This is a genomic window from Novosphingobium sp. HII-3, from assembly GCF_002916655.1.
GTDB classification, from domain to species: Bacteria; Pseudomonadota; Alphaproteobacteria; order Sphingomonadales; family Sphingomonadaceae; genus Novosphingobium; species Novosphingobium panipatense.
In genome coordinates, this window is the sequence record NZ_PPSM01000014.1 from 763,451 (window position 1) to 786,902 (window position 23,452).

At 64.3% G+C, this 23,452-nt stretch carries 24 protein-coding genes and 2 tRNA genes; 13 read left to right on the top strand and 13 right to left on the bottom strand.

All coding sequences use genetic code 11. The features are described 5' to 3' along the window. The first annotated feature begins 25 nt into the window (after nucleotides 1-25). The 3 genes from C2R25_RS07450 to dnaE all read left to right on the top strand — a co-directional run bounded on the left by C2R25_RS07450 (nucleotide 26) and on the right by dnaE (nucleotide 4,517). Nucleotides 26-304: a hypothetical protein gene (locus C2R25_RS07450; RefSeq protein ID WP_103728534.1), complete on the top strand. Its 279-nt coding sequence runs from the start codon at nucleotides 26-28 to the stop codon at nucleotides 302-304. Nucleotides 305-327: 23 nt separating this feature from the next. Next, on the top strand, nucleotides 328-834 hold the full coding sequence (locus C2R25_RS07455; RefSeq protein ID WP_103728535.1) for a glutathione peroxidase: 507 nt from the start codon (nucleotides 328-330) through the stop codon (nucleotides 832-834). An 83-nt stretch (nucleotides 835-917) separates the two neighbouring features. Further along, the gene (gene dnaE / locus C2R25_RS07460) at nucleotides 918-4,517 is read left to right on the top strand and encodes a DNA polymerase III subunit alpha (RefSeq protein ID WP_103728536.1); all 3,600 of its coding nucleotides are present in this window, start codon (nucleotides 918-920) and stop codon (nucleotides 4,515-4,517) included. Between the two features lie 62 nt (nucleotides 4,518-4,579). Here the strand turns inward: dnaE and C2R25_RS07465 are convergent, their stop codons facing one another. The 3 genes from C2R25_RS07465 to C2R25_RS07475 all read right to left on the bottom strand — a co-directional run bounded on the left by C2R25_RS07465 (nucleotide 4,580) and on the right by C2R25_RS07475 (nucleotide 6,839). Next, nucleotides 4,580-4,849 carry a hypothetical protein gene (locus C2R25_RS07465; RefSeq protein WP_103728537.1) on the bottom strand — a complete coding sequence of 90 codons (270 nt, stop codon included), beginning with the start codon at nucleotides 4,847-4,849 and terminating at the stop codon, nucleotides 4,580-4,582. 66 nt (nucleotides 4,850-4,915) lie between these two features. Next, nucleotides 4,916-5,710, bottom strand: a complete 795-nt coding sequence (locus C2R25_RS07470) for an enoyl-CoA hydratase/isomerase family protein (RefSeq protein ID WP_103728538.1) — start codon at nucleotides 5,708-5,710, stop codon at nucleotides 4,916-4,918. A gap of 58 nt (nucleotides 5,711-5,768) precedes the next feature. Continuing rightward, nucleotides 5,769-6,839, bottom strand: a complete 1,071-nt coding sequence (locus C2R25_RS07475) for a PA0069 family radical SAM protein (protein WP_103728539.1) — start codon at nucleotides 6,837-6,839, stop codon at nucleotides 5,769-5,771. A 98-nt stretch (nucleotides 6,840-6,937) separates the two neighbouring features. Here C2R25_RS07475 and C2R25_RS07480 point away from each other — a divergent pair, with 98 nt between their 5' ends. Together C2R25_RS07480 and C2R25_RS07485 are read left to right on the top strand one after the other, a co-directional pair. Then, nucleotides 6,938-7,519, top strand: a complete 582-nt coding sequence (locus C2R25_RS07480; RefSeq protein ID WP_103728540.1) for a TetR/AcrR family transcriptional regulator — start codon at nucleotides 6,938-6,940, stop codon at nucleotides 7,517-7,519. Nucleotides 7,520-7,662: 143 nt separating this feature from the next. Continuing rightward, complete coding sequence (locus C2R25_RS07485; RefSeq protein ID WP_103728541.1) at nucleotides 7,663-8,508, top strand: TauD/TfdA family dioxygenase; 846 nt, start codon at nucleotides 7,663-7,665, stop codon at nucleotides 8,506-8,508. Between the two features lie 133 nt (nucleotides 8,509-8,641). On the opposite strand, the gene C2R25_RS07490 is transcribed toward C2R25_RS07485, so the two are convergent. Next, nucleotides 8,642-9,865 carry an NADP-dependent isocitrate dehydrogenase gene (locus C2R25_RS07490; RefSeq protein WP_103728542.1) on the bottom strand — a complete coding sequence of 408 codons (1,224 nt, stop codon included), beginning with the start codon at nucleotides 9,863-9,865 and terminating at the stop codon, nucleotides 8,642-8,644. Between the two features lie 163 nt (nucleotides 9,866-10,028). Here C2R25_RS07490 and C2R25_RS07495 point away from each other — a divergent pair, with 163 nt between their 5' ends. Then, nucleotides 10,029-10,790 carry a crotonase/enoyl-CoA hydratase family protein gene (locus C2R25_RS07495; RefSeq protein ID WP_103728543.1) on the top strand — a complete coding sequence of 254 codons (762 nt, stop codon included), beginning with the start codon at nucleotides 10,029-10,031 and terminating at the stop codon, nucleotides 10,788-10,790. A 70-nt stretch (nucleotides 10,791-10,860) separates the two neighbouring features. On the opposite strand, the gene C2R25_RS07500 is transcribed toward C2R25_RS07495, so the two are convergent. Next, nucleotides 10,861-10,935, bottom strand: a tRNA-Val gene (locus C2R25_RS07500). A 99-nt stretch (nucleotides 10,936-11,034) separates the two neighbouring features. Next, a complete protein-coding gene (gene cpdR, locus C2R25_RS07505; protein WP_103728544.1) occupies nucleotides 11,035-11,409 on the bottom strand; it encodes a cell cycle two-component system response regulator CpdR in 375 nt (124 codons plus the stop codon). A 158-nt stretch (nucleotides 11,410-11,567) separates the two neighbouring features. On the opposite strand from cpdR, the gene C2R25_RS07510 reads away from it, so the two are divergent. Continuing rightward, nucleotides 11,568-12,536 carry an N-formylglutamate amidohydrolase gene (locus tag C2R25_RS07510; RefSeq protein WP_103728545.1) on the top strand — a complete coding sequence of 323 codons (969 nt, stop codon included), beginning with the start codon at nucleotides 11,568-11,570 and terminating at the stop codon, nucleotides 12,534-12,536. Nucleotides 12,537-12,797: 261 nt separating this feature from the next. On the opposite strand, the gene C2R25_RS07515 is transcribed toward C2R25_RS07510, so the two are convergent. Beyond that, nucleotides 12,798-13,586, bottom strand: coding sequence for a SapC family protein (locus tag C2R25_RS07515; protein ID WP_103728546.1), 789 nt, complete (start codon nucleotides 13,584-13,586; stop codon nucleotides 12,798-12,800). 122 nt (nucleotides 13,587-13,708) lie between these two features. Then, entirely contained in the window at nucleotides 13,709-15,142 is a 1,434-nt protein-coding gene (locus tag C2R25_RS07520) for an FAD-binding oxidoreductase (RefSeq protein WP_103728547.1), read from the bottom strand. Between the two features lie 103 nt (nucleotides 15,143-15,245). Between C2R25_RS07520 and C2R25_RS07525 the strand changes: the two genes are divergently transcribed. Together C2R25_RS07525 and C2R25_RS07530 are read left to right on the top strand one after the other, a co-directional pair. Then, the gene (locus C2R25_RS07525; protein ID WP_233203804.1) at nucleotides 15,246-15,896 is read left to right on the top strand and encodes a hypothetical protein; all 651 of its coding nucleotides are present in this window, start codon (nucleotides 15,246-15,248) and stop codon (nucleotides 15,894-15,896) included. Nucleotides 15,897-16,104: 208 nt separating this feature from the next. Next, entirely contained in the window at nucleotides 16,105-17,454 is a 1,350-nt protein-coding gene (locus tag C2R25_RS07530; RefSeq protein WP_103728548.1) for a DEAD/DEAH box helicase, read from the top strand. A 94-nt stretch (nucleotides 17,455-17,548) separates the two neighbouring features. Here C2R25_RS07530 and msrA read toward each other — a convergent pair whose 3' ends face one another. Further along, nucleotides 17,549-18,079, bottom strand: coding sequence for a peptide-methionine (S)-S-oxide reductase MsrA (gene msrA / locus C2R25_RS07535; protein ID WP_103728549.1), 531 nt, complete (start codon nucleotides 18,077-18,079; stop codon nucleotides 17,549-17,551). A 119-nt stretch (nucleotides 18,080-18,198) separates the two neighbouring features. On the opposite strand from msrA, the gene C2R25_RS07540 reads away from it, so the two are divergent. From C2R25_RS07540 to C2R25_RS07555, 4 genes are all read left to right on the top strand, one after another. Next, nucleotides 18,199-19,065, top strand: a complete 867-nt coding sequence (locus C2R25_RS07540; protein WP_103728550.1) for a class I SAM-dependent methyltransferase — start codon at nucleotides 18,199-18,201, stop codon at nucleotides 19,063-19,065. 50 nt (nucleotides 19,066-19,115) lie between these two features. Then, nucleotides 19,116-19,979: an N-carbamoylputrescine amidase gene (gene aguB, locus C2R25_RS07545; protein ID WP_103728551.1), complete on the top strand. Its 864-nt coding sequence runs from the start codon at nucleotides 19,116-19,118 to the stop codon at nucleotides 19,977-19,979. Nucleotides 19,980-20,001: 22 nt separating this feature from the next. Continuing rightward, nucleotides 20,002-20,499 (top strand): 2-amino-4-hydroxy-6-hydroxymethyldihydropteridine diphosphokinase, encoded by a 498-nt coding sequence (gene folK, locus C2R25_RS07550; RefSeq protein ID WP_103728552.1) that lies wholly within the window; start codon nucleotides 20,002-20,004, stop codon nucleotides 20,497-20,499. A gap of 28 nt (nucleotides 20,500-20,527) precedes the next feature. Beyond that, nucleotides 20,528-20,603 (top strand) — tRNA-Lys (locus tag C2R25_RS07555). Nucleotides 20,604-20,868: 265 nt separating this feature from the next. Here C2R25_RS07555 and C2R25_RS07560 read toward each other — a convergent pair. The 4 genes from C2R25_RS07560 to C2R25_RS07570 form a co-directional block, all read right to left on the bottom strand. Next, nucleotides 20,869-21,318 carry a hypothetical protein gene (locus tag C2R25_RS07560; protein WP_103728553.1) on the bottom strand — a complete coding sequence of 150 codons (450 nt, stop codon included), beginning with the start codon at nucleotides 21,316-21,318 and terminating at the stop codon, nucleotides 20,869-20,871. Further along, entirely contained in the window at nucleotides 21,315-21,680 is a 366-nt protein-coding gene (locus C2R25_RS20165) for a hypothetical protein (RefSeq protein ID WP_158250623.1), read from the bottom strand. Before C2R25_RS20165 ends, C2R25_RS07560 begins: the two co-directional genes overlap by 4 nt. A gap of 26 nt (nucleotides 21,681-21,706) precedes the next feature. Then, nucleotides 21,707-22,153: a hypothetical protein gene (locus tag C2R25_RS07565; protein ID WP_233203805.1), complete on the bottom strand. Its 447-nt coding sequence runs from the start codon at nucleotides 22,151-22,153 to the stop codon at nucleotides 21,707-21,709. 154 nt (nucleotides 22,154-22,307) lie between these two features. Then, entirely contained in the window at nucleotides 22,308-23,051 is a 744-nt protein-coding gene (locus C2R25_RS07570; protein ID WP_103728555.1) for a hypothetical protein, read from the bottom strand. Nucleotides 23,052-23,452 lie beyond the last annotated feature (401 nt).

The following is a 23,452-nucleotide window of genomic DNA, read 5'->3' on the forward strand; positions in this document are numbered from 1 at the left end:
GCAGATTGAAGAAAGGACAGCGCCGATGAGCGACACTCCGTCCACCATCGAGACCAGCACAACGCCTTCGCGGGGCTTCGGCTGGAACGACACCGCCGAACTTCACAGGTGCGAGGACGGCGGCGGGCTGTTCCACAACTTCAAGACGATCCGGCGCGGCACCGTGGCCGAACTGATCGCCTTCGTCATGGGGCTGCCTGAGGAAAAGCAGGACGACTATGCCATCGAGAAGGATGGCGATCACACCTTCCGCATCGGTGAAATCCGCAATCTTTATCGCCGCGCCGATTTCCCCGGCGCCTGATCCCACCTCCGACAAGGCCCCGCATGACCAAGGATCCCCGCACCATCGCCGACTTCACCGCGACTCTGTCGAACGGCGAGGAGCAGAGCTTGGCCGACCGGCTGGGCAAGGTGGTGCTGGTGGTCAACACCGCCAGCAAGTGCGGCTTCACCCCGCAGTACGAGGGGCTTGAGGCGCTCTGGCGCAAGTATCGCGACCGCGGGTTCGAAGTCATCGCCTTTCCGTGCAACCAGTTCGGCGGCCAGGAGCCGGGCAATGCTGACGAGATCGCGTCCTTCTGTCAGGTGAACTTTGGCCTGTCCTTCCCCCTGATGGGCAAGGTCGACGTCAACGGCGCCGATGCCGCGCCGGTGTTCCAGTGGCTGAAGGCCGAGGCACCGGGCGTTCTGGGATCGAAGTCGATCAAGTGGAACTTCACCAAGTTCCTTGTGGACCGGCAGGGGCGGGTGGTGCGGCGCTATGCACCAACCGACAAGCCGGCCGCGCTGGAGAAGGACATCGCGGCGCTTCTGGCCGCTCCGTCCGCCTGAGCCGGGCGGAAAACCGGAGTTTCCCCTGACTTTTGCCGCCGCAGCCCTTGATTGCACGGCTGCCCGATGCCTAGATTCCGGCCATGTCGCATGCTCCCTTCGTACCCCTTCGCATCTTTTCCAGCTTCACCATGCTGGATGGCGCGATCGATCCGAAGGCGGTCGCCAAGCTGGCAAAGGAGCGCAAGTTTCCCGCCGCAGGCCTTTGCGACCGGAACGGGCTTTACGCGGCCCCCACCTTTGCGGGCGCGGCGAAGGGTATGGGCGTGCAGCCGGTCATCGGCACGTTCCTTGCCATCGGTCGTCCGGGTGCCGTCGCCCAGGGGCAGGACCGGGCGATCGACTGGCTCGCGCTCTTCGCACAGAACGAGGCGGGCTGGCTTAACCTGTGCCACCACGTCAGCCGCGCACACCTTGATCGGCCGCTGGAGCTGGATCCCCATGTCGAACTGGAATCGCTGCGGGGTTACACGGACGGGCTGATCTGCCTGACGGGCGGCAACGAAGGCGCGCTGGCCCGGCTCTACGCAGCGGGGCGGCATGAGGGCGCCGAAAGCTACTGCGATACCTTGCAGTCGCTGTTCGGCAACCGTCTCTACATCGAGATCACGCGGACCGGCGAACCCGAAGAGGACGAGAGCGAGGAAGACCTCATTGCGCTTGCCTATCAGCGGGACATCCCGCTGGTGGCGACGAACCCGGCGCAGTTCCCGGACCAGGGCTTCCACTCCGCGCACGACGCTCTCCTGTGCATCGCCAATTCCACGCAGGTCGATGCGGCGGATCGCCCCCGTTCCTCGTCCGAGAGGTGGGTGAAGCCTGCCGACGTAATGGCGGAGCTGTTCTCCGACCTGCCCGAAGCGCTCGCCAACACGCTCGTCGTGGCGCAGCGCTGCGCTTATGCGCCGCCCAAGCGCAAGCCGCTACTGCCAAGCCTTGCCGGTGACCGAGAGGGCGAAGCGCGGATGCTCGCGGACGACTCGCGCCGGGGGCTTGCCGCGCGCCTCGCCCCGTACTGGCCCGGTGTCACCGAGGAGGAGCTGGACGCGGCCATGGCGCTGCAGGGCGACGAGCGGCGCGGTGCCTACGAAGAGCTTCGCGAGAAGGGCGTAACCGAGGACTTCCTCGAATACGCTGACCGGCTCGATTTCGAGACGAAGATCATCGTCGGCATGGGCTTCCCCGGCTACTTCCTCATCGTTGCCGACTTCATCAAGTGGGCCAAGGACAACGGTATCCCGGTTGGGCCGGGCCGTGGTTCGGGCGCGGGCTCGCTGGTGGCTTGGGCGCTGACCATCACGGACCTCGATCCGCTGAAACTCGGCTTGCTGTTCGAACGCTTCCTGAACCCGGAACGCGTCTCGATGCCGGACTTCGACATCGACTTCTGCGAAACCCGCCGTGGCGAGGTGATCCGCTACGTCCAGAAGAAGTACGGCCACGATCACGTCGCGCAGATCATCACTTTCGGCAAGATGAAGGCCCGTGCCGTGCTGCGCGACTGCGGGCGCATCCTGCAGATGGGCTACGGCCGCGTCGACAGCCTGTGCAAGATGGTGCCCAACCATCCCACTGACCCCTGGACGCTGACCGAGACGATCCAGGGCCGCAAGGCGCACGGCGTGACCAAGGACCCGCCGGTGGCCGAGTTCAAGCGCGAGTATGACAACGACCGCGAAGTGCGCCGTCTGGTGGACCTTGCCGTGCAGTTGGAGGGCCTGCCGCGCAACTCCTCTACCCACGCGGCGGGCGTGGTGATCGGGGATCGCCCGCTGGCGCAGCTCGTGCCGCTATACCGCGATCCGCGCTCGGATATGCCGGTGACGCAGTTCGACATGAAGTATGTCGAGGACACCGGGCTCGTTAAGTTCGATTTCCTTGGCCTCAAGACGCTGTCCGTGCTGCGCAAGGCGTGCGATCTGCTCGAACGGCGCGGCATCACCATCAATCTCTCGACCCTGGGATGGGACGATCCTGCGGTCTACGAACTGCTCAAGCGCGGTGACACGGTCGGCGTGTTCCAGCTGGAATCGGAAGGCATGCGCCGTACGCTGGCGGCGGTGAAGCCGACCAACTTCGGCGACATCATCGCGCTCGTTTCGCTTTACCGCCCCGGGCCGATGGACAACATCCCGCTGTTCGGCCAGCGCAAGAATGGGCTTGCTCCCATCGAGTATCCGCACGACAAGCTGGCGGGCATCCTGGGCGAGACATATGGGATCTTCGTCTACCAGGAGCAGGTCATGCAGGCCGCGCAGATCCTGGCGGGCTACTCGCTGGGCGATGCCGACCTTCTGCGCCGCGCGATGGGCAAGAAGGTCCAGGCCGAGATGGACAAGCAGCGCCAGCGCTTCGTCGATGGCTGCCGGGAAGTCTCGGGCATCGACGCGGCCAAGGCCAACGAGCTGTTCGACTTGATCGACAAGTTCGCAGGGTACGGCTTCAACAAGTCGCACGCCGCCGCCTACGCGCTGCTGGCGTATCACACGGCCTGGTTCAAGGCGCACTACCCGCACGAATTCTATGCGGCGGCCATGTGCTTCGACATGCACCAGTCGGAAAAGCTCGCGATCTTCGTCGACGACGCGCGCCGCAACGGCATCGAACTCGCCCCGCCGGACATCAACCGGTCGGAAGCCGAGTTCATCGTCGAGGAAACGGCGGAGAGCCACGCCGTCCGCTACGCGCTGGCGGGTATCCGCAACGTCGGCGAAAAGGCGATGGAAGCCATCGTCGCAGAGCGAGAGGCGAACGGCCCGTTCGAGAGCCTCGACGACGTGTTCCGCCGCGCTCCGGCAGGCTCCATGAACCGGCGCCAGCTCGAAAGCCTTGCCGCTGCGGGCGCATTCGACGCGCTCGAACCCAACCGCGCCAAGGTCCTTGCGAACGCCGACACCCTGCTGGCCGAGGCGGACCGCTCCTCACGCGAACGCAACTCCAGCCAGCACGGCCTGTTTGGCGGCGACGATCATGTGGAGCAGGGGCTGCGCCTCGTCGAAGCCGACAAGTGGGACCGCGCCGAGCAGATGGCGAAGGAGCGCGAGACCTTCGGCTTCTACTTCGCCGCGCACCCGGTCGAGCAGTACCGTGCCGTCGCGTCGGCCAACGGCGCGCGGACCTATTCCAGCCTCATGGCGGGCGGCGGCGGTGGCCGCACGGGCGCGGTGATGGCGGCGATGGTGGAGAGCGTACAGAAGCGCAAGACCCGCAAGGGCAAGGACTTCGTGATGGCGGAGTTCTCCGATTCCTCCGGCAACTTCTCGGCTTCGTGTTTTGAGGAAAGCCTGGTTGAGAATTTCGTGAAATGGGCGAGGGAGGGCGCCTGCATCCTGCTCAACGTGGAGCTGGATTCACCCAGCCAGGACGAGCCGCCGCGCGTCACCGTGCGGGGAGGGCGACCGCTCAGCGAAGTCAAGGCGGACGCCCGCATGGTGCTGAAGCTGGATATCGATCGGGTGGAGGCGGTCCGCGAACTCGCGCTGTTGATGCGACCGGGCGCACGTGGCGCGGGCGAGGTGATCGCCACCCTCCATCTTGGCGACGGGCGCACGCAGAAGGTCCGGCTTGGCCGCGATTTCGCGCTTGATGGCGACTTTGCAGAGCACCTTCAAAGCGTGGAGGGCATCTCCAACGTCTCGCTCACGGCCAAGCGTGGGCCGGAGCGCGTCGCTATGGCGGCCTGATTCGGACGCCGATCACATGCCCGTGTGAGGACAGCCCCCGGCGCAGGGCTGCCTCGCGCGGGTTACTTCTCGGTGTTAACGGCGTCCTGAGCGGCGTCGCCCACCTTGCTCGCGGCATTCCCGATGTCGCCTGCAGCCTCTGCGATCGCGTTGTCCTTGGCCGTCTCGCTGTTCTGACTGAACAGGTAGATGCCGCCGACGATCGCCACGAGCAGGACCAGCGCCATGATGATGCCGGTGCCGCTTCCGGTCGATCGGGTTTCGCGAATGATGGTGGTGTTGCCCGGAGCAGCGTCTGCCGGGCGTTCGGTGGTGACGGTTTCTTCAGCCATAAGTCGGCTCCTGTCCCAGTTGGTGACTGGTGACGGAACGCGCCATCGTGATCGTGGTTGCCGGGGTCAGCGGTCGCGGTAGCGCGGTGCGCGCTTTTCCCGGAAAGCGGCCACGCCTTCCTCGAAATCCTCCGACATCAGCATCATGACCTGCTGCCGGTCTTCGAGAGCCATGGCGTCCGACAGTGAGCGGGCATCGAGATTACGGTTCAGCGCGTCCTTGGTGAGGCGCAGGCCCATGGGTGCGTTGGCCGTCATCTCCGCCGCGAGCGAGAGTCCCGCCTCCAGCAGGTCCTCGGCCGGGAGGATGCGACTGAGCAGCCCGCAGGCCAGCGCCTTCTCCGCGGTCATGAAGCGGCCGGTCAGGATGTACTCGGAGGCGACGGAGGCACCGATCAGCCGCGGCAGGAAGTAGCTGCATCCCAGATCACATCCGCCCAGGCCCACCTTTATGTAAGCGGCGTTCATCCGCAGATCCGGGGTGCCGAGGCGCACATCGGCGGCCAGAAGCAGCGAGAAGCCGGCTCCGCAGGCCGCGCCGTGGCCAAGCCCGATGATCGGCTGCGGGCAGGCGCGCATCCGTTCGAGGATGCTGCCGAGCGAGCGTTGCAGCCGCCAGTAGTGCTGCAGTTCCCCGCGCGAACCGTCGTTGGCCCAGCCGCCGAGGTCCAGCCCGCCGCAGAACGCCCGCCCTTCCGCGCGCAGGATGACGACGCGGACCTCGGCCCGATCCGACAGGCCGGCGAAGTAATCGGCGACGGCGAAGGTCATCTCCTCGTCGAAGGTGTTGAGGGCTCCGGGGCGATTGAGGGAGACGATTTCCACCGCATCACGGCGGTCGACGAGCAAGGTTCCAGTCATGCCTTACGATAGAAGCGCGCGCGGACTTTGCGTGTCTCCGCGCGGCAATCGCACTTGCTTACAGAAGCGAGAGCTGGCCGTCGCAGGAGGGGCGGCGGAACTGCGAGCAGTCCAGCGCGACCGACGGTCCCGTCATGCCGAGCCTTGCCGTGGCCACCCGGAAGCGCCGCCGGAGCAGATCGGCCCAGACCCCTTCGGGCTTCATGCGCGTGCCGAAGTTGGGATCGTTATCGCGCCCGCCGCGGATGGAGCGGATCGTCGCCATCACCTTGGCGGCACGATCCTGGAAGTGAACATCGAGCCATTCGCGGAACAGGGGCGCAACTTCGTGAGGAAGGCGCACGATGATCCAGGTTGCGCAGCGCACTTCGCGCGCGGCCGCCTCCTCCAGAATGGCCTCCATGAAGCTGTCGGTGATGGAGGGGATGACGGGCGCCACGGAGACGTGAACCGGAACGCCTTCCCCCGCCAGCCGTTCCAGTGCGGCCATGCGCTTGGCCGGGGAGGCCGCCCGCGGCTCCAGCTTCTGCGACAGGACCGGATCAAGGCTGGTGACGGAAATGCCAACGTGGACGAGATTGCGCGCAGCGAGCTGCGACAGGAGGCCGATGTCGTGCAGGACGCGGTCCGACTTGGTCGTGATCGTGACCGGGTGGCCGACTTCGAGGCACAGCTCCAGCACCTCGCGCGTGATCCGGTAGCGGCGTTCAATGGGCTGGTAGGGGTCGGTGTTCGTGCCCATCGCAATCGGCGCGGGCTTGTAGCCGGGCTTCGCCAGCGTCTCGCGCAGCAGCCGGGCCGCCGTGGGCTTGGCATAGAGCTTCGTCTCGAAATCCAATCCGGGAGACAGGTCGTGATAAGCGTGGGTGGGGCGGGCGAAGCAATAGATGCAGCCGTGCTCGCAGCCCCGGTACGCGTTCACCGAACGGTCGAACGGGACGTCGGGCGACGCGTTGAAGGAAAGGATGGAGCGCGGATGCTCCTCCGTCACCGTGGTGGCCGGGTGCCGCGAAGGTCCGTCGACGGTTTCGGCCATGTCGAGCCAGTCGCCGTCGGTTTCGCGCGCGGGCAGGTTGAACCGGCTGCTTGCCGCGCTGCTTGTCGCTCCTCTTCCCTTGACTGCGTTCATGGAATGCACTCTGAACAAAACGGGAACGAAAGTCAATCCGGTCTGTTCGGTTGATCTTGCGCCCATCCCCCCGTAGGCGGGACGGAAAGGGGAATACAATGGCAGGCGCTACGCGCAGGGTTGGAGCCGAGACGTCCGCGACTCGGGCCGTCATCATCGAAGCGACCAACCAGTTGATCCGCGACGAAGGCTACGCCTCCGTCAGCACGCGGCGCGTCGCCGCGCGTGCGGGGCTGAAGCCCTCGCTGGTGCATTACTATTTTCCGACCACGGACGACCTCCTCGTCGAAGTCTCGCGCCAAGGCGCGGCGCAGAGCGACCGCATGATCGAGGAAGCGCTGGCATCGGAAGACCCGCTGCGGGCGTTGTGGGACTTCTTCATCGATACCAGCCGGGTCGCCATGGCGCTGGAGTTCATGGCACTGGCGAACCACCGCCCCGCCGTGCGCGAGTACATGGCCCAGCACAGCGAGGAAATGCGCGCCCGTCAGGTGGAGATACTGAAGCGTCTGCTGGGCGACCGGCTGAGCAGGCTGGAAGGCTTCGACGCGGCCGGGCTCAGCGTGGTCCTGGCAGGGATCGGCCGTGCCATCGTTATGGAGCACGGGCTGGGCGTGACCACCGGCCATGCCGAGGCGATCCGCATCGTCGAGGGTTGGCTGGACAAGCTGGCCCCCTGATCGCGCGGCAGCGCGTGGACATACCGTACGGGCGTTGAGTTCGACTGCCCGGGTGCGATCGGCTGGAAGCCGGCTTGATTCTACCCACCGTCGCGCGAACATGGTAACAGTGTTCTCATACGGCATTTCTGGGAGTCAGGGTCATGACGGTCACCACCTCGGTTCAGCTGAAGGCTGAACATATCAAGCCGAACATCGGCAGCCGCATTCTCAATTCGAAGGACGAACTGCTTTCCGGCGAACTCGCTCCGCAGCTGCGCGAGGAACTGGAAGCGCGCGGCATCCTCGTGTTTCCCAAAATCAACTTCAACGACGAGGAGCAGATCGCCTTCACCAAGACGCTCGGCCAATACGCCCCGGAAGGGCCGGACGGTGGACCCAGCAAGATCACGCTGGATGTGAAGGAAAACCCGATGGCGGCGGAGTACCTGAAGGGCTCGCTCTACTGGCATATCGACGGCACCCGAAACGAAGTGCCGATCCTCGCCTCGCTTCTGACCTGCAAGGTGCCGAGCCCCAAGGGGACGGGCAACACCGGCTTTTCCAACACTTACGCCGCCTACGAAGCCCTCTCGGACGAGGACAAGGCCTACTACGAAGACCTGCGCGTCGTGCACGGGCCGTGGGCTTCGCTCTTCTACTACGAACCCGAGCCGAGCCTCGCCAAGCTCAAGGGGATGCAGGGCATCGGTGAGAAGGTCCTGCCGTTGGTGTGGAAGCACAAGTCGGGCCGCAAGTCGCTCGTGCTGGGCTGCACCTGCCATCATGTGCAGGGCGTGGACCATCTCGAAAGCGCGCGCATCATTCACGGTCTGCGCGAATGGGCGACCGGTCCGCAATTCACCTACAGCCATGAATGGGAAGTGGGCGACATGGTGATCTGGGACAACACCGGCACCATGCATCGCGCCGAAGCCTACGATCCCACCTGCGGCCGCATGATGCACCGCACCAAGTTGGAAGGCGAAGAGCCCTGGACCTTCGGCTGAGGTTCGCGACGTACCCCGCAGGCGCGCCTGCGGGGAGGGCGCCCGAACACCGGCAAAAGAAAAGGCCCGCCTTCACACGATGGAGGCGGGCCTTTTCGTTGGCTCGGCGGCGTTCACCGCCGAGCGATAGGGATCAGGCCCAGTTGGCCATCTCGGTTTCGAGGTTCTTCACGATTTCCTCGAAGAACTGCTCCGTGGTCATCCAGCTCTGATCCGGACCGATCAGGAGTGCGAGGTCCTTGGTCATCTTGCCGCTTTCGACGGTCTCGACGCAGATGCGCTCGACGGTCTCGGCGAACTTCACCACGTCCGGCGTGTTGTCGAACTTGCCGCGATAGATGAGACCACGGGTCCAGGCGAAGATCGATGCGATCGGGTTGGTCGAGGTCGCCTTGCCCTGCTGGTGCTGGCGGTAGTGACGGGTCACGGTGCCGTGCGCGGCTTCGGCTTCGACGGTCTTGCCGTCGGGTGCCATGAGGACGGAGGTCATCAGGCCTAGCGAGCCGAAGCCCTGCGCGACGGTGTCGGATTGCACGTCACCGTCGTAGTTCTTGCAGGCCCAGACGAACTTGCCCGACCACTTCAGCGCCGATGCGACCATGTCGTCGATCAGGCGGTGTTCGTAGATGATGCCCGCGTCCTTGAACTTCTGCGCGAAGCCTTCGTTGTCGAAGACTTCCTGGAAGAGGTCCTTGAAGCGGCCGTCATAAGCCTTGAGGATGGTGTTCTTGGTGGAGAGGTACACCGGCCAGCCCAGCGAGAGGCCGTAGTTGAACGAAGCGCGTGCGAAGTCGCGGATCGACTCGTCGAGGTTGTACATCGCCATGGCGACGCCCGGAGCCGGGAAATCGAACACGTCGAGGTCGATCTTCTCGCCGTTCTCGCCGTCCCAGACCAGGCGCAGCTTGCCGGCGCCGGGGATCTTGGTGTCGGTCGCGCGGTACTGGTCGCCGAAGGCATGGCGGCCCACCACGATGGGATCGGTCCAGCCCGGAACGAGGCGCGGCACGTTCGAGATCACGATCGGCTCGCGGAAGACGACACCGCCCAGGATGTTGCGGATCGTGCCGTTGGGCGACTTCCACATCTTCTTGAGACCGAATTCCTCGACGCGGGCTTCGTCGGGAGTGATCGTCGCGCACTTGACTGCGACGCCGTACTGGTTGGTGGCGTTCGCGGCATCAATGGTGATCTGGTCGTTCGTGGCGTCGCGGTTCTCGACCGAGAGGTCGTAGTACTTGAGGTCGATGTCCAGGTAGGGGAGAATCAGACGTTCACGGATCCACTGCCAGATGATCCGCGTCATTTCATCGCCGTCCATCTCGACGATGGGGTTCGCTACCTTGATCTTCGCCATTCAAAAGACTCCACCTGGGGTGAGAATTGCGCCAGTCTCTAGGCAGGCGGGGCACGCATGGCAAGGCATGGCGGGCCAAAGATCGCGTCCGTGCGGCTTTACAGGCCGGGTTTGTGCCTCCAGCGTGTGCGGAATGGAAACAGGCGTAGAGAGGGGCGAGCGGATGGGCGAAGAGGTGCTGGTTACGGAGGCTGACGGCGTTCTCGAAGTCACGATCAACCGGCCCGAGCAGCGCAACGCAATGACGCGCGACGCCGCGCGGGCGATCGGAGCGGCGATGGATCGCCTGGAAGCCCGCGATGACCTGCGCTGTGCGATCCTGACGGGGGCAGGTGGCTTCTTCTGCGCAGGCATGGATCTCAAGGGATTTCTGCGAGGCGAACTGCCGGTGGACGAGCGGGGCGGCTTTGGCGGCATCTGCACCTGGACGCCGCGCAAGCCGGTGATTGCCGCCGTGGATGGTCCGGCGCTCGCCGGGGGCTTCGAACTCGCGCTGGCCTGCGATCTCATCGTCGCCAGCGCGGGCGCGCGCTTCGGCATCCCGGAAGTGAAGCGCGGGCTGGTCGCGGCGGGTGGCGGCGTGGTCCAGCTGCCGCGCCTCCTGCCGCGGGCGCTCGCTATGGAACTGGCGCTGACGGGCGATCCGATCAGCGCGGCGCGGGCGCTGGAACTCGGCCTGATCAACCGCATCACGCAGAGCTCCGCCATCGAGGCCGCGCGCGAGCTGGCCCGTGCGATCACCGGCAACGGTCCGCTTGCCGTCGCAGCGTCCAAGGCGATCATCCGGGATTCGTGGCACTGGCCCGCAGACGAGATCACCGCGCGGCAAGGGCCTTACATCGAGACAATCTTTTCATCCGAAGATGCCAGGGAAGGCGCGCGTGCCTTTGCGGAAAAGCGGGCCCCGCGCTGGCAGGGTCGGTAGGTTCGGAGCGGCGATACAGAGGCAAAAGAAAAACCCCGCCAGGTCCGAGGACCCGCGGGGTTTTCTGGAATGGTGGGCGTAGCAAGGATTGAACTTGCGACCCCTACGATGTCAACATAGTGCTCTACCACTGAGCTATACGCCCATTCCATTCGAGCGTTCCGGTGAGTGTCCCCGCCGGAGGACTGGCCCTCTAGCGGGGGTTTTTCGGGCTGGCAAGAGGGTGATGAAGAAAATTTCGAAATTAGACGGAGGCATGCTCCGGCACGTTGAACGCACGGCGGACTTCCATGACCAGGTCCCGCAGGTGGAAGGGTTTTGAAAGCACCTTGGCCTGTGGTGCCTCGCGTCCGGCGCGCAGGGACACGGCGGCAAATCCCGTGATGAACATGATCCTGGTCATCGGCGAGATCTTCGCGCACTGCTGGGCCAGTTCGATGCCGTCCATCTCCGGCATGACGATGTCGGTCAGCAGGAGGTCTATGTCATCGTTCATGAGATGGGGGATCGCTGCCGTCCCGCAGTCGACCGCGACGACGCTGTAGCCCGCGTTCTGCAGGGCGCCCTGGAGGTATACGCGCATGGCTTCGTCGTCTTCGGCAAGGAGGATGCGGATCATCGTTGCGGTCCAATCTGGAATGTCTGTCCTGCGCCAGCCGGCGCCAGTGTCTGGAACGAAGATCTACAGCGCCGTGACTTATAATTCTTCCGCCGATTCCGAGGTGACCTAGATCGGGACGCTTTGACACGGCGGCGTTAAACGACCAGCGTACTGCGATGGTCGAGCGATCGGACGAGACAGATTCGCAGGAGAAGGCAGGGGGAAGCATTCCCGGTTCTCCCGAGGGCGCCGCATTCTTCCTTCTGGAGCGAGAGCCCTCCCGAATACCTGTACTGATCGCAGCGCCGCATGGTGGCCGGGGCTATTCGCGAGGGCTGCTAGCCGATCTGCGGCACGGCCTCTCTGCGGTCCTCAGGCTGGAGGACCGGCACGTCGACGCCGTCGCGCGGGACGTGGCGCAGGTCACCGGGGCGAGCCTGCTTGTCGCTCATGCGCCGCGCGCGATGGTCGACCTCAACCGCGCTCCGGACGACATCGACTGGGACATGTTCCTGCGCGATGCCCGGCCTCCGGGGGGCATCGCCGCACCAAGTCGCCGCGCACGGGGCGGCCTGGGACTGGTCCCCCGGCGATTGCCGATCGTCGGGGATCTGTGGCGGCGGCGGTTCAGCAGGGAGGATCTCGTCCAGCGGATCGAGCAGGTCCATGAACCCTATCACGCGACGCTTTCAGGCGTGCTGGCGCGGCTGCGTGACCGTTGGGGCGCCGCGCTGCTGATTGACCTCCATTCGATGCCGCCGCTGCCCGTCCGCGCCGGTATCCCGCGTGCACAAGTGGTGATCGGAGACCGGTTCGGCGCCAGCTGCCATGACGCCATAGTGGCGGCCGCGTTCGAGTATCTCGGGCAGGTTGGCCGGCCTGCGGTCCACAATCGGCCTTACGCCGGAGGTTATGTTCTGGAGCGGCACGCTGCGCCGCATGCTGGAATTCATGCTTTGCAAATCGAGATCGACCGGAGCCGCTACCTGGATTCGGCGCTTGTCGAGCCGGGCGAGGGGATGCCCGGCATGAACCGTGATCTGGCAGGGCTAGTGCGGCGGCTGGCGGGGATTGTAGCGGAGCTTGGTGCGGCAGAGCTGGGGCGCGAAACCAGCGGGCAGGGCTGGCCTCTGGCCGCCGAGTGAACGTCAGGCATTAAAAAACCACCTCGCGCATGCGCGAGGTGGCCAAGGTTCAGGGAGGAGGTGCACGAGGTGCACCAACCCGAACGGGCCATGAGGGTAGCACCGGCCGGGCAAACCACACATAGGTCTACCCAAGCCGAGATTCAAGCGATTCTTTGGAGCAGGCTACCGATTGAAAGTCCAGCGGACACTCTGCGCCGTCGCATGAATTGGGTGGGACTGTGACATAAGTGTCATAACCCCACCCACTTGAATGGTGAATCAGGCGTTTACTTCGCCCGTGGCGGCGGCCAGGTTGGGCACCTTGCCCTGGGAGGCCTGGCGGCCGAAGATGTCGCGAACCAGTTCCAGCGAGAACAGGTGTGCGTAGATCAGGGCCAGCATGCCGTTCTGGTTCCACTGGCGCAGAACGTCACCGCGCACTTCGCGCAGCTTGCTCTCGTCGACCATCTGGAAGCCCCGGTAGTTGAAGGGCTGCGGCTGGCCGACGTCGATGTTCAGTTCGCCGTCCATCAGCAGCTTGTGCTTCTGGAGTTCGGCCATGAACTGCGCCGTCTTGGTGCCGGCGATCTCGAAGTTCTCGCAAAACTTGAGCATGTTGGTGGTGGCTTCGGTCGGCTGGGCCTCAGCGTTGAAAAGGGCTTCGCCATCCTCGATTTCGCCGACAAGGTCGCTGGTGGGATCGACGCAGAGCGAAAGCTCGTCCGAATCCTGGCGCAGCTTGGCCAGCATGAAGGGGTAGCGGCGCACATAGGCCGGGATGTACACCGGAGTGTTCACCGAGCCGTCTTCGTCGACGAAGACGTTCACGCCCTCGTTCATGCCCATCAGCACCAGCGGAATTGGATTCTCGCCGGCGGTGAAGATGATCGGGAAATTGCGCTGTGCCTGCGGGAATTCCTCGACCGTGAGCGGCACAGAGTTGATGCCGGCGAGCCAGGTTGCCTTATCCGTGGAACGGGTCTTCCAGTTGGCGTGCTGCTGCGAGTTGAGCGGGATGAGGTCCCGGTAGAACAGGGGCAGTGCAGGATTCTGAGGCGCGCTGGCCATGGGATACTCTCCGCGAGGGTGTCGTCTACGAAAGGCGCACGCTTTAGTGGCTCGCCTGCCGCCACGCAAGCAGGGCCGCCCAGGCTATCCGCCCGATTTCACCGGTCCTGTGCGATGCGGTCTCAGATCAGCTTGCCGGGGTTGAGCAGGCCTTCGGGGTCCATCGCCTGCTTGACCGCGCGCAGCATGGACAGCGCCACCGGATCGCCCAATCGGGCAAGCTCGTCGCGCTTGAGCTGGCCGATGCCGTGTTCGGCAGAGATCGACCCGCCCCATTCCGTCACGAGATCGTGGACGCGCCGGCTGATCGCCTTGCCGGTGGTGGCGTTCCAGGACCGCCCGTCCGTCTCCTGCGGGGCGATGACGTGGTAGTGGACATTCCCGTCGCCAAGATGTCCGAATGCGATGGCCTCGACACCTGGGAACTCAGCCTCCAGCATAGGGGCTGTCGTCTTAACGAAGGACGGCATGGCTTCCACGGGAACCGAGATGTCGTGCTGGACGGCCGGTCCACGCGCTCGTTCTGCGGCCGGGACGGTCTCGCGGATGAGCCAGAAGGCCTCCGCCTGCCCTTCGCTGGCGGACAGAGCGGCGTCTTCGACCAGAGATTTCTCGAAGGCGTCTGCCATCATGATCTCGCACCGGGCTCGCAGGGTGTCGGCCTGTGCGCGGTCGGCGACGACTTCGATCAGCACGTGCCACGCGTGGCGGCCCTGCAGAGGAGGGCGGGCCGCCGGCAGATGCTCGACAACGGCGTCGATGCTCGCCTGCGGCATGACCTCGAACCCCTCCAGCGCCTCGCCCTCCACCGCGTCGCAATGCAGCAGGAGCGTGCGGGCGGCGGCGAGAGACGGCACGCCGGCCCAGATCACGATGCGCTCCGCGACGGCGGGCAATAGCCTCAGCGTCGCGGCGGTCACGACGCCAAGCGTCCCCTCCGAGCCGATGAGCAGCTGCTTGAGGTCGAAGCCGCGGTTGTCCTTCTTGAGCGGCGTGAGTTGCGAGAAGATCCGGCCGTCCGCCAGCACCGCTTCGAGCCCGAGCACCAGCGCGCGCATGGAGCCGTGGCGCAGCACCTGCGATCCGCCCGCGTTGGTGGAGATCAGGCCGCCAACGGTGGCCGAGCCCTTGCCACCAAGGGTGAGGGGAAACCGCAGCCCTTGCGCCTCGGCCGCTTCGTGGAGGGTCTGGAGAATGACCCCGGCTTCGCACGTTGCCTGCCCGGCCTCGGCATCGATGCGGCGGATCGCGTTCATCCGGCGCAGCGAGAGGAGCAGCGCGGCCCCGCTCTCGTCCGGCGTGGCGCCGCCCGACATGCCCGAGTTGCCACCCTGTGGGACGATCGGCACACCATGCCGCGCGCAAAGCCGAACGAGGGACGCCACTTCGTCGACGTCGGCGGGCGATGCGAGGGCGCAGGCCCTCCCGGTGAACCGGCCGCGCCAGTCCGTCAGCCATGGGGCGAGGAGGTCCGAGTCCGTTGTCAGGCCACGAGGGCCGAGAAGGCGGGCGGCTTCGTCAAGGAATGGTGTGGAGGGCGATGCCGAGTCAGTCATCGAGTTGATATGGCACACAGCGGCCAAGGTTTCGACACTTGCGCTGAAGCTTTGCAGAGGCGAAGTTAAGGGCCGGTTCAAGCTCTTGCCCTAAAGGGATCTTGTGGGCATCGCATTGTTCCTGGACAAGAATCACAGAATGAGTTTGGCCTCCGCCCTGCTGTATCCTTTCATGCTGCTGTTACCAGCGGCAGGATCGGCCGATGCCGCCGTCCCGCCGGACGAGGGCGGTGCGTCTTCTGTTCAGCCGGTGAGTGCTGTCTGGCCGGAGCTGGAGTCGGACATGGAGGTGACCGGATACTGGCCTGGGGTGCAGATGAACGAGGGCCCGGTCGGCGGCGGGCTGCTGGGGCAGGCCTTTCCGCAGGATGCCCGGCAGGTGCGTGTCGAACAGCGCATGACCATTCGTATCAGTCCACGCGCCGCGATGCCGATGCCGGATATGTTCCTTGGGCCGCCGGGGCACGGCGCGCCGCATGTGGTGGAGCGCAAGATCGGCAAATGCCTCTCCGCTGCCGACATTGCGGGGGTGCGGCCCGGTCGAGACAATCGCCTTCTTCTTTTGATGCGGGACCGCCGTGTCGTGAGCGCGCAGCTTGACCGCTCCTGCCGTTCGCGTGACTTCTATTCGGGCTTCCTGATGGAGCGCAGCACGGACGGCCGTGTCTGTGTGGACCGCGACACGCTGCTGTCGCGCAGCGGGATGAGCTGTACGCTCACACGAATACGGGAACTGGTCGAGCAGGACGACTGAGCGAGCGTTTCAAGGCAGGTCGCGCCGCCGGAGGGACTGAGGGAGCAGGACCGCGCTTCATTCCACTCGCGCGGATTTCCTTGACTTTCCCGCAGTTTTCCGCGAAGGGCCGGCTGTCGCGCGGCAAACGTCGCGGGCGGCTTTGTGTTCCGCCCATGCTTCTCTGTCGCAGCTTAACGTACCTTTTTTCCGGAAAATACAACTGCCTATGAGCTTTGCCGACCTCGGCCTGTCTGACGAATTGCTGCAAGCGGTGGAAGCCGCCGGCTACACGGAACCGACTCCGATCCAAGCGCAGACGATCCCGCCGGTCCTGATGATGAAGGATCTCATCGGCATCGCTCAGACCGGCACCGGCAAGACCGCCAGCTTCGTGCTGCCGATGATTGACATTCTTGCCCATGGCCGCCGCCGCGCCCTGATGCCGCGCTCGCTCATTCTTGAGCCGACGCGCGAACTCGCTGCCCAAGTGGCCGAAAACTTCGAGAAGTACGGCAAGAACCACGACCTGAAGATGGCGCTGCTGATCGGCGGCGTTCAGATGGGCGACCAGCTCAAGGCGCTGTCGAGCGGTGTGGACGTCCTCATCGCGACCCCCGGGCGCCTGATGGACCTGTTCGAGCGCGGCAAGATCATGCTGACGGGCTGCGAACTCCTCGTCATCGACGAAGCCGATCGCATGCTCGACATGGGCTTCATCCCGGACATCGAGACGATCTGCTCGAAGCTGCCGACTAACCGGCAGACCTTGCTGTTTTCGGCAACGATGCCGCCGGTCATCAAGAAGCTGGCCGATCGTTTCCTGACGAACCCCAAGTACGTCGAGGTGGCGCGTCCCGCTTCTACCAACACGAACATCGTGCAGCACAAGGTTGCCGTACCCGCCCGCAAGAAGCGTGAGGCCCTGCGCCACATCCTGCGCACGGACAACGTGACAACCGCGATCGTTTTCGCCAACCGCAAGACCACAGTGCGCGAACTGGCCAAGAGCCTTCAGCGTCACGGCTTCTCCGCCGGCGAAATCCATGGCGACATGGACCAGTCCGCGCGCAACGCTGAGCTGGAGCGGTTCAAAGCGGGCGAAATCAGCATTCTCTGCGCCTCCGACGTCGCTGCTCGCGGTCTTGACGTGAAGGGCGTGAGCCACGTCTTCAACTTCGACACGCCCTGGCACCCGGACGACTACGTCCACCGCATCGGCCGCACCGGGCGCGGCGGCGCCACGGGACGGGCCTTTACCTTCGTCTCGCCGGAAGATGCCGAGGCGATCGCCAATGTCGAGAAGCTGACCGGCAGCGCGATCCCTGTCTATGAGCTCGACCTCGCCGAGGCGACCGAGCCGCGCCAGCGCCGCGAGGAAAAGCCCCGCCGGGAAGCGCGTCGCGAGGAACCGGTGGAGCCTGCACCCCGCCGCGAAACCCGCACCGAAGAGCCGCGTCGGGAGCATCGCAGCGAAAGCCGGGGCCGCCGCCGCGAGGCCGAGCCGGTCGTGGCGCAGGACAATGGCAGCTGGAACGGCCCGATTCCCGAATTCCTCAGCGTCTCGGCGCTGCACTGATCGCAGAGCAGGGGCCACCAGGCCGCCGCTCACCGGCAGCGCTGACGCCAGTTGCAAGCCCGCCTTCCTTACAGGATGGCGGGCTTGTCTTCGTTCAGGCCTTGACCTTGTTCTGGAAGCTCTTGCGCAGCTTCATCAGCTTGGGCGGGATCACCGCAAGGCAGTACGGATTGCGCTGGCCTTCGCCTTCCCAGTACTCCTGGTGATAGCCCTCGGCCGGATACCAGGTGGCGGGGCCTTCGATGGTGGTCACGGCCTTTTCGCCCGGGTGCTCGCTGTCCCACCGCGCGATGGCGGCTTCGGCTTCCGCGCGCTGCGCGTCGTCAAGCGGGAAGATCGCTGAACGGTACTGCGTGCCGACGTCGTTGCCCTGGCGGTTGAGCTGCGTCGGGTCATGCGTGCCGAGGAAGACGTCCAGCACTTCGGCGTAGGAAATCACGTCCGTGTCGAACGCGATGCGGATCGCTTCGGCATGGCCGGTCGAGCCGGAGCACACGTCCTTGTACGTGGGGTTCTCGACGGTTCCGCCGATGTAGCCGCTTTCCACCGAATCTACACCCACCACGTCGCGAAACACCGCTTCTGTGCACCAGAAGCACCCGCCAGCCAGGATTGCCGTTTCCATCGTCGTCACATGTCCTTGAAACAAACTGTTAGCGGCTAGATAGGAGCGCGTCCGGCCCTTGTCATCGCTTGCGGCTGGCCTATTCTCCGGCCGGTTCAATTCTGTGTGGAGAGAATGCGATGCGTCCTGGCCTCCTGGCACTGTCCTCCTTCCTCGGTCTCGTCGCTGCGTCGCTTGGCGTCCCGGCGGCTGCGGCGGAGAAGCCCTCCGCACTGCCGGCCTGCAAGGGGTGCAAGCCCGCGCTCGAACGCGTTGCGGCAAATCCGCTGCGCAACGGCGATCGCGCGCGCGACCAGTATCGCCGCCCGGTCGAGACGCTGTCCTTCTTCGGCGTTCAGCCGGACATGAAGGTTGGCGAGTATGCGCCCGGCGGCGAATGGTACTCGCGTTTCCTGGGCCTCTATCTTGGCGAGAAAGGGCGCCTTGTCGGCCTCTACTTCGATACGACCAGCACCGCCTTCGACGCGAACCGGCAGGCCGGCATCCGCAAGGCGGCCGCCAACTACGCGGCGGACGTAGCGAAGTTCACAGGCTTTCCGGCAGAGCGTTTCGCGGCCTACACGCTCGACGCGGTGCCGGAGGCGGAGAAGGGCACCTTCGACGTCATCATCGTGCCGCGCATGCTGCACAACCTGATGCGCTGGAACCTCGCCGAAAGCGAGGTTGCCCGCATGCGCGATCTGCTCAAGCCTGGCGGCGTCATCGGCATTGAGCAGCACCGCGCAAAGCCGACCGCTCCGGACGACTATGCCGATGGCTCAAAGGGCTACCTGCGCGAAGCGGACGTCATCCGCTTCATGGAAGGACAGGGTTTCGAACTCGTCGGCGAGTCGGAGGCGAACGCCAATCCCAAGGATACGGCGAACTGGCCCGAGGGCGTGTGGACCTTGCCACCGACCCTCGCCCTGAAGGAGCAGGACAAGGCCAAGTACCAGGCCATCGGGGAGAGTGACCGCATGACCCTGCTGTTTCGCAAGAAGGCGTGAACAGGGCGCCCGGTCTGGACTTCAGGCCGGGCAATCCATAACTGGGCGGCATGACCCAGATCACCGTCGCCGCCCTTCAGCTCGCCCTCGGTTCCGCCGACGAGGCCGAAAACATCGCCGCCGTCTCCACGCTGGTCGAGGAGGCTGCCGCCAAAGGCGCGCAGATCGTCCTGCCGCCCGAACTGTTCTCCGGTCCCTACTTCTGCAAGATCGAGGACGAGGCGCTTTTCGCCCACGCGCGCCCGACCGCCGAGCACCCTTCGGTCATCGCCATGAAGGCGCTCGCGGCGAAACTGAAGATTGCGATCCCCACCAGCTTCTTCGAGCGCGACGGGCACCATTATTACAACACGCTCGCGATGATCGACGCCGAGGGCGAGATCATGGGTACCTACCGTAAGAGCCACATCCCGGACGGTCCCGGGTACGAGGAGAAGTATTATTTCCGCCCCGGCAACGATGGGTTCAAGGTGTGGGATGTCTTCGGCACCCGCATCGGCATCGGCGTGTGTTGGGACCAGTGGTATCCTGAAGCGGCGCGTGTGATGGCCCTGATGGGTGCGGAACTGCTGTTCTACCCGACCGCCATCGGTTCCGAGCCTTACGATGCCACGCTTGACACCAGCCGGATGTGGCGCCGCGCCATGGTCGGCCATTCGGTTTCCAACTGCATGCCCGTGATCGCCGCGAACCGCATCGGGGCGGAGCCGGAATGCGGCAGTGACCAGACGTTCTACGGCCATTCCTTCATCACGGACGAATGGGGCGACTTCGTTGCCGAATTCGGCACGGAGGAGACGGGCGTGCTGGTGGCGCAGCTCGACCTTGCGCGCGCGGCCCGGCACCGCGCGGGCATGGGCTTCTTCCGCGACCGCCGCCCGCAGCTTTACACACGCATCGCTCAGGACATCTGAACGCAACCCGAGGGGGTGGGGCATGGGGAAAAACCGGTATCTGGTGGCGCTCGGCTCCAACGTGCGCCACGTCCGCTATGGCCCGCCCCGGGGCGTACTGGCTGCGGCCATGAAGGCTCTTGACCATGGCCGGTATGAGGTGATCGCGTGCTCTCCCGTCATCGAAAGCGCGCCGCTCGGTCCCTCACGTCGCCGCTACGCCAACGCGGTCGCCATCGTGCGCACGAAGCGTATGCCCGATGAGATGCTGCACAAGCTGCAGAAGATCGAGCACCGCTTCGGCCGACGCCGCACCGGCCGCGCCTGGGGCGCGCGGGTGCTCGATCTCGACATCGTGCTGTGGAACGGCGGTGCCTGGGCACAGGACGATCTCGTCATACCCCACCCAGCCTTTCGCGAGCGGCGCTTCGTGCTCGACCCCGCGACGAAGATTGCGCGGCAGTGGCGCGATCCTCTTACGAACCTGACTGTGGGACAATTGCAAGGCCGCTTGACCAAGGCGCGTCACGCTTCTAGGTGACCTCCACCAAGACGCCTCGCGCAGTCAAGGGCCCTTAGCTCAGTCGGTAGAGCAACTGACTTTTAATCAGTAGGTCGCTGGTTCGAACCCAGCAGGGCTCACCACCGAAATTTCAATGGTTTAGGTGGTATAATTGAGTGATTGGGACTGGTGGCTAAAATCGCTACAGACACACCACGGTAACAACCCCGAGGTTTATCCCCCAAGCAACTTTTCCTGAGGTTTGGAGCCCGGCACGATGGGGGCCGGGGGGGGTATCTGAGACGAATCAACTGTCTCCAGTTACCGCCCGCGTTACCGTAGGGCTTTACCGTCCTGCTTTACGCTCAACTTTCAACGTTTTACGTTCATTCGACGACTGATTGAGGATCAGTGCACCCATTCAACGTTGCCCGTCATTTCGTCGAGGTCAGTAACGCGCGATAGGTCCGCCAGCACCTGCTTGGCCCAGAAGCTGGGTTCGCCCTCGGGTATCGGAAGTCCGTAGGCAAGTCGCAGCAGCGCTCGCAGCCGCTCCACAACGCCGAACGATCCGACATTGAACAGCGCGAAGCAGTGCCGCCAGACCGTCCTCGGACTTGCCTTGGGCATGGTCCGGTTGATTCCATCGAGTATCGCGTAGAGGCCTTGCCCATCGACACGAAGGACATCGCTGGCGAGCATCTGCATCTCTAGTGGACGCGCAGCGCGGATGCGGATCGCTGGATCATCGGACGGGAACGAAAGCCGACCGAACCACACGATGTTGTCACGACGATCCAGCAGCCCAGCCCAACTGCTGTTTGCCACGCGGAACGGGCGGAACGCCAGTTTCTTCATGCTCGATTCTCCCGAGAAATTAAGAGCGATGGTCTTTCGTCCTGATTTTGGATCAACTCGTTCCAGCGATCAGCGAGCCGCTGGCCCACATCGCCACCAGCGCCCACCGGCTCAAACGGGACAGGTGGGAACAGCTTCAGACGCAGCGAGAGCGGCCACAACGCCGGTGCCGATGTTGCCCGTTCATCACCGGCTAGGTAGTGAGCGTACAGCGCGCCTGCGCCGTGCTCCGCTTCATACCTCGCCAGCCATGCGTCGCGTTCATCGCGCCACTCATCGTACCGCTTCCGTTCCCATGGCTCGCAATTGTGCAGGCGGTGCGCAAGCGATCCTGCGGGCAAAAGGACCGAACGTACCGCCATGAGGCGTTTTGACAGACTGACCCGGCTCATCGCTTTGACAGACTCGTGATTAGAAGTTCCAGTTCTTCGACTTGACGCTTCAAATCCTTCAGTTCAGCTGCTTCACTTGCTGTTTTGGTTGCTTGTGCAAGTCGCGCCGCTTCATCGGGACTGATTTCACCCATTACCGCTGCGTCGATAATTGCGTTGGGATCGCTGCTGTCCAATTCGACCGTTCGGCCACCTTTAGGCAAGGTGTATTCGAGGACTAACTTGATCGCGGTCATGTCGCCAGCGGTGACGCGTTCTTTCAGCTTCGCGATTGCTTCACTCGACAAATCTTGCACCGCTTTGAGCGATGCAAGCGACACCTTGTTCTTGCTGCCCCTGACGCGCCCCGGATTGCCGGGACCGAACGTGCCGTTGGGGCGGCGGACGATTTGTTCTGTCATTTTCACACCCATTGAATGTTGCGACCATGCGCCACCAGCCACCGGGCGACCGCGCCCGTGTCGAGCAACCCGCGCCGTATTGGGCGCGGGAAGCCATTGCGGGCTTGATGGTGTAAGGCCAGTTGACGGGACCAGCCCAGCCGCCGCCAAGCGTCACCGGACGCAATGACGGGCTGGGCAGGCAGGAACACCGGGGTCACGATGCCGCCAGAACCGCGTCGAGCACATCGGACGGCTGCGCGTCGAGCGAGACGGCGAGCACCGACAGGGTATTTTGAAGTGCCTGCTCGACTTCATCCAGAGCAGCGCGACGCTGGTTGTGCTGCGCAATGCTCGCCTGTGCTGCTGCTTCCGCCGCCGCCATGTCGGGGCCTGCGGGCGATAGCAGTTCGAGGGTTGGGCGCTTGGGGTGCAGCGAGTGGGACGCAGAGCGCTCGATGTGAGCAAGCGCCAGATACCGATCCTGGGCCACCTCGAACGCTTCGGGCGAGATGGCGGCGAGATTGCCGCGAGCCACTAGCGCCGCGAGGTCGGTCACATCAGCCGACTGCACAAATGCCATCTGCGCACCGCGATCCATTCCGGCCACGCGGGCGCGCCGTTCCCCTTCGTGCCGCATATCGACTGACTCAGGAACCGCACGCAGTCGTGCGTCCGTTTCCGCCACCGCGCGACGTTCGGCGCTGGCGAGGTGCATGGCGCGGCCCAAAGCAGCCAGCATCGGCGGTGCAACGGTGCTACGGACGTGTTCAAGCGCGGGCTCGGACTGATACGTCGCATAAGCATCGGCACCGCCATTGGCGTAAGCGACCGAGGCGGCGGACAGGCCGGACAGAAGTGGGTGCCGGGTGGCATCGATCGCGGTGGTCGCGCGGGTGCCGTTGCGCTCGATGGCGAGAATGTCGCCATTCGCGGTGGACTGGTGCGTGAACTTTGCCATGTGTAAAGCGGACCTTGTTTTGTTGAACATCCTAAAGTTGATGCCCAGTAGCACCGCCGTCAATAGGGACGTTCAATAAATATTTTGTCGTAAACTACTTACCACGGTGAAAGGTGTTACTCGGGAGCGGCCTTAGTCGCTAAAACGTCGAAACCTGTTATAGCGGGAAAATGTGGCGTGTTTTCAAAGGGATACGGGTGATCCGCTATGACGCTATGGAAAAACCTATCGCCGCCTTTTAACGTTGTATGCAACCACTACAATTGTAAGCAACAGGTACAATTTGCTTGTTGCAACACTCATTACCCTATTCCTTGATTTTCCTTAGCGTTATAGCGGATTGGGTATAAGGTATTGCAAATGAACGAAAAAAGGCCGCTATAACGTCCAATCTGTTATAG